This is a genomic window from Nostoc cf. edaphicum LEGE 07299 (assembly GCF_015207245.1).
GTDB lineage: Bacteria > Cyanobacteriota > Cyanobacteriia > Cyanobacteriales > Nostocaceae > Nostoc > Nostoc edaphicum_B.
Genome location: NZ_JADEXF010000119.1, coordinates 1 through 7,876, shown reverse-complemented (window position 1 = coordinate 7,876; position 7,876 = coordinate 1). Strand labels below are relative to the sequence as shown.

The following is a 7,876-nucleotide window of genomic DNA, read 5'->3' as shown; positions in this document are numbered from 1 at the left end:
ATTGATAAATGTGGAAATTTTAACTGAAGGAACGGATTTACCTAATGTACAAACTGTTTTTCTCACACGACCTACTACATCCACAATACTAATGACACAAATGATTGGTCGAGCTTTGCGTGGGCAAAAAGCAGGCGGGACAGAAAAAGCCTATGTAGTTAGTTTTATTGATGAATGGGAAAACAAAATTAACTGGGTGAACCCTAAAAAGCTTGACGGTCGAGGCGGTGAATTTAATGAAAAAGACATTTTATCAAGTAATAGAATTGCTCGGCTCATATCTATTGATATGATTGAAGAATTCGCTCGTATCATGGATGATTCAATTGATACGACTGGTGTAGAAGAACTACAGTTTTTAAAGAGAGTTCCTCTTGGAATTTATCGTTTTTCCATTCTCGAACCGTCTGAAGGATATGAGCCTAAACCTACCAACTATGATGTGTTGCTATATGACGACACAGAAGAGGCATACGACAACTTTGTACATGATTTGAAAATTCTATTTCAAAGTATTGATTTACAAGACAGAGAAATATTGACTGAAGCAGAACTTCAATACCTTTTGCAAACTGCAAAGCAAATTTATTTTCCTAATTATCAAACTTTACTTGGTTATAGAGATGAAGATGTAAAAAATATCTTGCGTTTCTATGCTCAGAATGAAAATGAACAAATACCAGATTTTCTAGCCTTCAGCGAGAGGCGGAAGTGTGATCTATCTATTGTAGCAAGACATATCTACGACAATTCATTAGGAGGTAGAGCAAAGTCTGACTACATCGACTCTCTTTGGAATGATAGAAATTCTTTTTGGCAAGTTTTATTTAATGACGAGAAGCTATATTTCTGGAAACAGTTGGACATTGAAACTCTTAAGATTGAAGGGCTATACCCTAATGCTGTAGTATCAATACCAACTGTAATTCCTGACACTGTACCAATAGAGAAGTTAACTCTATATGAAATCAAAGAGCGAGATATTGTTGAATACAGAAAAATTAAAAATGCTGTATTCGCCAAGCACACAGATGCAAAAGGGTTTATAACTTGTGCAATCAGTAAAGTTAAAACTCAGATGCGGAAAGATTTCCAAATCGATCACATTAAACCTATGTCTGAGGGTGGTTTAACTACCATAGATAATCTGCAATTGCTAACACGTAAAGCTCATATAGAGAAAACTCGTATAGAGAATACAAGACGATAGTCTTTGAAGGATATATCTATATCCGTAAGTAATCTAAATCTTTCTGGTTTGGCAAGTTTAAAATATATGGTGTCACTCAAAAGAAACTTATGACCTTAACTTTGAACTTGCCACCAGAATTTAGAACAGTATCTTGCACAAGAAGCTAAACAGCAAGGGCTTTCTGTGGAAACATATACTTTGCAGATTTTGCAAGAATACATTTTGCCGAAAGAGAAACACTCTAAGTTGATATAGGCTGCTTTTCTTACGCTTCTCCTGCTTGCCTCAATTCATGCCACTGTTCTGCAATGCCTTACTCCCTACTCCTAACTCAGCATGACAATCTTCTACCGAACTGCGTTGTCGCATGGCACTAACTAAAGTCTCGTAGCTAGACCAATTTTCTTGCAGTAAAGTTTTTGCTTGGAGGGCATGAAACCGCAGTTTTTGCTCATAAACTGATTCAGAAAAGCCTAACATTGTCAATACTCCTATCAGCTTGCTTTTATCATCAGTTCCACCCTCAGCATTATTAAAAACCAGGGTTTCAGCAGCAATACCGGCCATCCAAACAGTGCAGTAGCGGTCTAGCATTTGGGCGCTGATTTTACCTACTTCTAATTGAGATGCTAATTCGCCATCATCAAAGCTGACACCGCCTTGTCCAGGTTGCCCCTGTTTCCAGGCTTCCCAAGCGCTGAGTGTGTAGCCAGTAACGGGAATACCCAACAGGTAAGCAACCAAGAAATGTCCTGCTTCGTGATGGACAATGCGATCGCGGTGTTCTTTTGAAAAACCAGCAATCCAATCTACAAAGATAGTACCACCCTTGCCTTGCAGGCTGAAGCTATCTAATGTCGCTATGCCTAAGATGGTGAAGGTAGCAAGTGCTGGTACTGCCGGAGATAAGTTGAGGAATGGCCCCACCAGTACCGATAGGGTCATGAGAAAGATAGATATTGCAACTAAATTTAGGCTAGTTTGGCTCATTGAGAGTTTTCTGAGAATCTGCTTAATCTTTCTTTATTATGAGGCGAGCGCACAGCTTTTGTATCAAGCGAGTTGTAGCGATCGCCTAATTTTTTCATTTCACAGCTAATTAAATTACTGGCTTAATAACAGATGTTTTCTCTATCACTAGAATGATGGCTGCTTTTCCAGTCGCAGACATAATGTGACCTTAGTAGGTATAAAAAAATAGGAGATGAATGTGACTGAACAATTCAAAAAAGGCGATCGCGTTGAATGGAACACTTCACAAGGTAAGACAACTGGCAAAGTAGTAAAGAAGCTCACTTTACCCACAGATATTAAAGAACACCATATTGCTGCAAGTGAAGATAACCCTGAGTACTTAGTTGAAAGTGATAAGACAGGAAAACAAGCTGCTCACAAGCCTGATGCTCTTAAAAAAGTAGAGGAGTAATGCTTAGTCATGAGTAAAGATGTTAAAGCGGTGATTGACGAGTTTCATCAAGCTGTCAATATGACACCTAAAGAACTAGAGTCTTGGCTAGATACGGATGAGTCACAAAGTGTCGGACAAAAGGATGGCGACGATGAGTCAATCGGCCATAAATCTGGACGGCGTATCATCCAACTATTGCAGAAAAAGGATGATTACACCGACGATGATCTTTCGCACATGAAGAAAGTTATTAGTTACGTCCATCGTCATATTGCACAGCAGCCATCGGGTGATTTGGAACACACACGCTGGTGCTATTCTTTGAAGAATTGGGGACACGATCCAATTAAGTAAAGTACTTTGTAGCCCGCCATTTAGGTGGGCAAATTCCTGCGATCGCAGCCTTTGTTAAGAACTGAAGCCTGTAAGGAAGGCGATTAAACAATAGTGCATTTACTGAGAATGATTTCTAGCCCGTTCTGTACCTGCTCAAGTTCTTCGTGCTTTTGGTAAATCCACATCTTTTCAGCCTCACGTTGTTCCAGGGTTTCGTTGTGAGCCTTTTCCTGCTGTTCTAGGAGATTTTCATAAAGTGCGATCGCTTGTGCTATTACTCGACTAGTTGATTCAACTCGGTTTTCAAAGACTGAGCCAATAATTTCATCAAACTTCGCAGGTGTAGCATTAACAGCAGTCAATCTGCATCAGACATTGAAATTAAGAAAAGAAGTAGAGCAATTAAGGGTGGAGGTCAAAAACGGTTTTATTGACTTGAAACAAGCCTTAAAAGACCAAGGAGTAGAAATTAGACAAATAATCGAACAAGTAGCCCAAGATATCAAATTTGAACAACATCGCACAGCTTTAGTAAGGGCGTATGGAGTGTTTATCCAGGCGATGAACCGCTTCGTTCAGCGATGCAATTGCAAGATTTCAGCCGGAGAAACGCTGAGATTGATGGCGTTAGAGGAATGTTATTTGCAGCTTTAGCAGATTACAGCAATCCGCATCTACTGGAAGAAACCTGTGCGGCTGGTCAACTACGCAGACTTGAATGTGCTTGGGCAATTGAACAGGCAATTGTTGCAACTTATCAAGTGCAGAATGAGGTTTCAGCAGTGAGCGATCGCCTCATCCTACTCCAAGATAAAATTTGTCAAGATGCTCTCACTGTGATTAATCGCTGTGAATCACATGATGAGCTTGATTTTCTCTTTCCCGAAATTATCCGCATTAAAAATCACGATTTAGCAGTATTGGATTCGTGGCAAAATCATGTTGATTGGATGCAATCGCTTCCTTCATCAGAATTAAAACTTTTAAGTAGCGCTGATTTTAATAGTCTAGATACTCACAACTCTACAATCAATTTAGCTGAACCACCAGAACAATTAATCTATGAGAGTTTAGCCGAAAAGTCTCATTTTTATTCGCTTCGTGACCAGCTGCTATTTCTCTTTGAGCCTGAACTACGTCGAGAGTACGAATTTTATATTAGTGAACAAGCTGGAATTACTGGTTATAAAACATTAGTTACATCTAATTTGCAACAGGCATCAGACCTAACTGTTGGTAATCTTTATTACTACTTTAAAATCAGAGATGAATCGAAAGATGAGACAGAGTTAGTATCAGCTAACTAAAACAGCTACGGCAATTCTTGAAATAAGTCTTTTTGTAAAGTCCGCCTACGCGGACTTTGTTTGTATATAGTAATCCTATATGAGTTGTGGTAAATCTAGATAATGCAATAACTATTAATAGGTAAAAAACGAGTCAAACTAAATTAACCCCTGAAGAGTGAAAGTAAAATAAAATTATCCTCCACTTAAACCCCATCATGGCTATCCCAGAACTCGAACAACAACTCCTTCAGCTTTCCCCCAACGATAAACTGTATATTATCCAATTCCTTGCCCAAAGCCTGACCACACACAACACCTACCCAGACCAACCCACCAAACTCTCAGAATTCTTCCGTCAATCCCCCTTGGCTGAACTCACCGAAGAACTCGACCTTAGCCGAGGCTTGACATTGCTAAAAACCCTCATTGAGTCCCTAGAACCAGAAACCCAAATTGAAACTCCAGAATATCCTCTGACTAAATTCTATGGATGTATCCAAGATGAAACATTCTTTCGCCATCCCCAAGGACAACAACAAGAACGCGAACCCATCCTGTGAAATTTCTGCTAGATACTAACACTTGCATTATCTATATGCGTGGTAAAAATTTCACCTTAAAGCAGAAATTAGAAACCACTACTACTAAAGATATTGCCGTTTGCTCAATCGTCAAAGCTGAACTATTTTATGGCGCAATCAAAAGTGCCAATCCAGAACGTAATCTTACCTTACAGCAAGAATTTTTAGCTCAATTCATATCACTACCGTTTGACGATCTTACAGCAATGACATTTGGAATGATTCGATCTCAGCTAGAAGCATTAGGCACTCCAATTGGAGCTTATGATTTACAAATTGCCGCCATCGCGCTGACAAATAATTTAACCCTTGTTACCCATAACACCAGAGAATTTAAGCGGATTAATAACTTGTTGATTGAAGATTGGGAGATAGATAATTGACAAACGACTGGCTAGAAAACATTATACAACTTTCTGCGTAGGCGTAGCCCGCACTTCGACAAAGCTCAGTGACCACCGTAGGCATCGCTCTCTTGCATTCCTTGGGGTATAAAATCGATTACTCAAAAACTACTGTTCTATTACCATAGACTAATACACGATTTTGTAAGTGCCTAGACGTAGCCCACACTTCTCTAAGAGAGGCTGCGCCCTAAGCGTAGCTATGCCGCAGGCTTTACGGCAAGCTACTTCGGCTGCGCTCAGTACAAGTCAGTGACCACCGTAGGCGATCGCATCAAAGGCTGGCTCCACATGCCAGCCCGATCTAAAAAAGCCTTAAACCTATTGAACTCGCTCTACTTTCCCTTGATTAGGCAACTCAAACGAGACTGTTGATATGATTGGGGCATTTGGGTTAGACACAGTAGGCCCAGTCTCTGGAGATGGAGCCAGTAGTCGATAGTCACTACGCCAACGTTGATGATTGAGGTCACAAACAACATAACCGCGTTGTCTACCATTAAAATACTTTACCCACGGACTTTCTGGTAAAGCCTTCTCAATCCGGTCACTAGCGCCAAAGCCTGAGGTAATCGATGTGCCAACAAATTCAGTACCGACTGTAGCAGAGTTAGGGTTATTGTAATTAGCTTTCAGGTCGCTTACCCAACTGGAGTGTGTGTCACCAGTAATGACAACTGGGTTGGCTGGCTGACGTTGAGCAAGAAAGTTGAGAATACGGCTGCGGGCAGCTACATAGCCGTCCCAAGCATCAATATTAAAGGCAGTCTCAGGGCCTGCTGTCCAGTCGTGCTGGGTAAAGACAACTTGTTGAGCAAGAACATTCCAACGTGCCCCAGAGCGCTCTAGATTGCGGAACAACCACTGCTCTTGTTCAGTACCAGTCATAGTGGCATTTGGATCAAAAGCTTCTTTACAGCGTGGTTCAATAGTGTCATTACAAGGTTGGTCGCTACGATATTGACGAGTATCGAGAACATTAAATTCAACCAAGTTACCAAAGTTTAAGCGTCGATACAGCTGCATATCAATGCCTCTAGGTTTGGAAAAATCCCGCAGTGGCATGTGTTCGTAATATACTTGGAAAGCAGCAGCACGACGAGCTAGAAAAGCTTGGCGTGATTGTTTTTCTGGATCTTGAGGGATTTCGTCTGCCCAATTATTGTCAACTTCGTGGTCGTCCCAAGTGACTATCCAAGGAAATGCAGCATGAGTCTGTTGCAGACTGGGGTCACTTTTATATTGGGCATGGCGATTGCGATACTCCTCTAGTGTCACTGGCTCTCCATTACCTTCATGAGGTCGGAGTGCATTCGCTCTCGGCGCTCCCTCGTAAATGTAATCACCGAGGTGAACCACCAAATCTAAATCTTCTTGAGCCATATTTTTATAGGCGGCGAAGTATCCTTGCTCCCAGTTTTGACAGGAAGCGAAGGCAAAGCGGAAGCGCTCAACGCGATCGCGCGGGTTAGGAGCAGTACGAGTTCGTCCAATTGGACTAACTTCATTGCCCACCCTAAACTGATACCAATACCAACGGGCGGGTTTTAGTCCCTGCACTTCTACATGTACAGAGTGTCCAAATTCTGGAGTAGCCATCTGTGTGCCACTGTGGACAACTTGCCGCATCTTTTCGTCGGTAGCAACCTGCCACTGCACTGGAACATTATATGGTGGCATCCCACCACCATTGAGTGGATCGGGGGCTAAACGCGTCCACAGCACTACATTATCGGGAAGTGGTTCACCGGAAGCGACACCCAGACTAAAGGGATAATTAGAGAATCGGGGCAGGGCTTGAACTTTGTTAGACCATTGATTAGCGATCGCAAAACCAGTTAAGGCTCCAGTCCCAATTAAAACTTGTCGCCGTTTCAGCCGACTTGATAGCAAGCGCTCAATATTGAAGTTTTGCATATTTTCCTTATGATCGCGTTTAAATCATAACGAAGTGTAACAGCGCAACTTTAATGCTTATTTGCAATCAGGTTAAGGGTTGATTATTCAAACGCAAATCTAATTTTTTACCTTAATTAACAGCGCGATTTCTGGATATGCTTGAACGCAGAAAATGCTCCTACAATTCCCAAAATTAGCAGACTGACTGTTGAACTCGTTTCGGGAATAGCTTGCACACGATCAACAAGCAACCCGGAAATTATTGTTGGTTCACCTACATCTACAACCCCAACACTTAAAGTATATTCACCATCAGTTAGTAGAGTAAAGGAAAAAGTTTTAAATCCAGTTTCTTCAAAAAAGTTGGAATTAGAACTTGTAGCCAAAAAATCTGTAGTGGTATCTGCTAATCTGAAAAATAAGTCTTGAAAATTATTACTTACAGATGCGAAAGCGAAATCATTAAAATCAGGATTGCTATTATCATAAATTGATTCATTGGTGAGGAAGTTCCAAGCAAAAGATAAGGTTTCTCCTGCTTGTGCTGTGAATGTTTGTTTGATAGCAGAACCCTCAATCGCATCTGCTAGAAAGCCCTCTCCAAAAAAGGATGATACATCTAGAAAACTCTCTAATGCGTTCTCCGCAATGCCTGTGATGTAGGCAGCAGGAGCAGCATTTCCTCCTAGAACTTCTCCACCATTTTCGTCAACGCCAACCACTTCATTATAAGCAGTTGATAGAAAAGCTTGAGAACTTCCTTCTAC

The 7,876-nt window shown here is 41.2% G+C and carries 8 protein-coding genes and 2 pseudogenes; 6 read left to right on the top strand and 4 right to left on the bottom strand.

Going from position 1 to position 7,876, the window contains the following annotated elements; genetic code table 11:
• Positions 1 to 1,210, top strand: a 1,210-nt coding sequence (locus tag IQ229_RS05425) for an HNH endonuclease (RefSeq protein WP_194041966.1), incomplete at its 5' end; no start/stop codon positions are given.
• A 267-nt stretch (positions 1,211 to 1,477) separates the two neighbouring features.
• Here IQ229_RS05425 and IQ229_RS05420 read toward each other — a convergent pair.
• Positions 1,478 to 2,182 (bottom strand): ATP-dependent Zn protease, encoded by a 705-nt coding sequence (locus IQ229_RS05420; RefSeq protein ID WP_194041964.1) that lies wholly within the window; start codon positions 2,180 to 2,182, stop codon positions 1,478 to 1,480.
• A gap of 220 nt (positions 2,183 to 2,402) precedes the next feature.
• Here IQ229_RS05420 and IQ229_RS05415 point away from each other — a divergent pair, with 220 nt between their 5' ends.
• Together IQ229_RS05415 and IQ229_RS05410 are read left to right on the top strand one after the other, a co-directional pair.
• The gene (locus tag IQ229_RS05415) at positions 2,403 to 2,618 is read left to right on the top strand and encodes a hypervirulence associated TUDOR domain-containing protein (protein ID WP_194041962.1); all 216 of its coding nucleotides are present in this window, start codon (positions 2,403 to 2,405) and stop codon (positions 2,616 to 2,618) included.
• Positions 2,619 to 2,627: 9 nt separating this feature from the next.
• Positions 2,628 to 2,954, top strand: a complete 327-nt coding sequence (locus IQ229_RS05410) for a DUF3140 domain-containing protein (protein ID WP_194041960.1) — start codon at positions 2,628 to 2,630, stop codon at positions 2,952 to 2,954.
• Between the two features lie 83 nt (positions 2,955 to 3,037).
• Here the strand turns inward: IQ229_RS05410 and IQ229_RS05405 are convergent, their stop codons facing one another.
• A complete protein-coding gene (locus tag IQ229_RS05405; protein WP_228013168.1) occupies positions 3,038 to 3,298 on the bottom strand; it encodes a hypothetical protein in 261 nt (86 codons plus the stop codon).
• Between IQ229_RS05405 and IQ229_RS05400 the strand changes: the two are divergent.
• The 3 genes and pseudogenes from IQ229_RS05400 to vapC form a co-directional block, all read left to right on the top strand.
• A pseudogene (locus IQ229_RS05400) lies at positions 3,273 to 4,243 on the top strand (hypothetical protein); the annotation flags it as partial. The gene IQ229_RS05405 and the pseudogene IQ229_RS05400 overlap by 26 nt on opposite strands.
• A 197-nt stretch (positions 4,244 to 4,440) precedes the next feature.
• A complete protein-coding gene (locus IQ229_RS23735; RefSeq protein WP_228013167.1) occupies positions 4,441 to 4,785 on the top strand; it encodes a hypothetical protein in 345 nt (114 codons plus the stop codon).
• Positions 4,782 to 5,189 carry a type II toxin-antitoxin system tRNA(fMet)-specific endonuclease VapC gene (gene vapC / locus IQ229_RS05390; protein ID WP_194041958.1) on the top strand — a complete coding sequence of 136 codons (408 nt, stop codon included), beginning with the start codon at positions 4,782 to 4,784 and terminating at the stop codon, positions 5,187 to 5,189. The genes IQ229_RS23735 and vapC overlap by 4 nt, the downstream gene beginning before the upstream one ends.
• Positions 5,190 to 5,531: 342 nt before the next feature.
• On the opposite strand, the gene IQ229_RS05385 is transcribed toward vapC, so the two are convergent.
• Together IQ229_RS05385 and IQ229_RS05380 are read right to left on the bottom strand one after the other, a co-directional pair.
• On the bottom strand, positions 5,532 to 7,127 hold the full coding sequence (locus IQ229_RS05385) for an alkaline phosphatase D family protein (RefSeq protein ID WP_194041956.1): 1,596 nt from the start codon (positions 7,125 to 7,127) through the stop codon (positions 5,532 to 5,534).
• 116 nt (positions 7,128 to 7,243) lie between these two features.
• Positions 7,244 to 7,876: pseudogene (locus IQ229_RS05380) on the bottom strand (hypothetical protein); the annotation flags it as partial.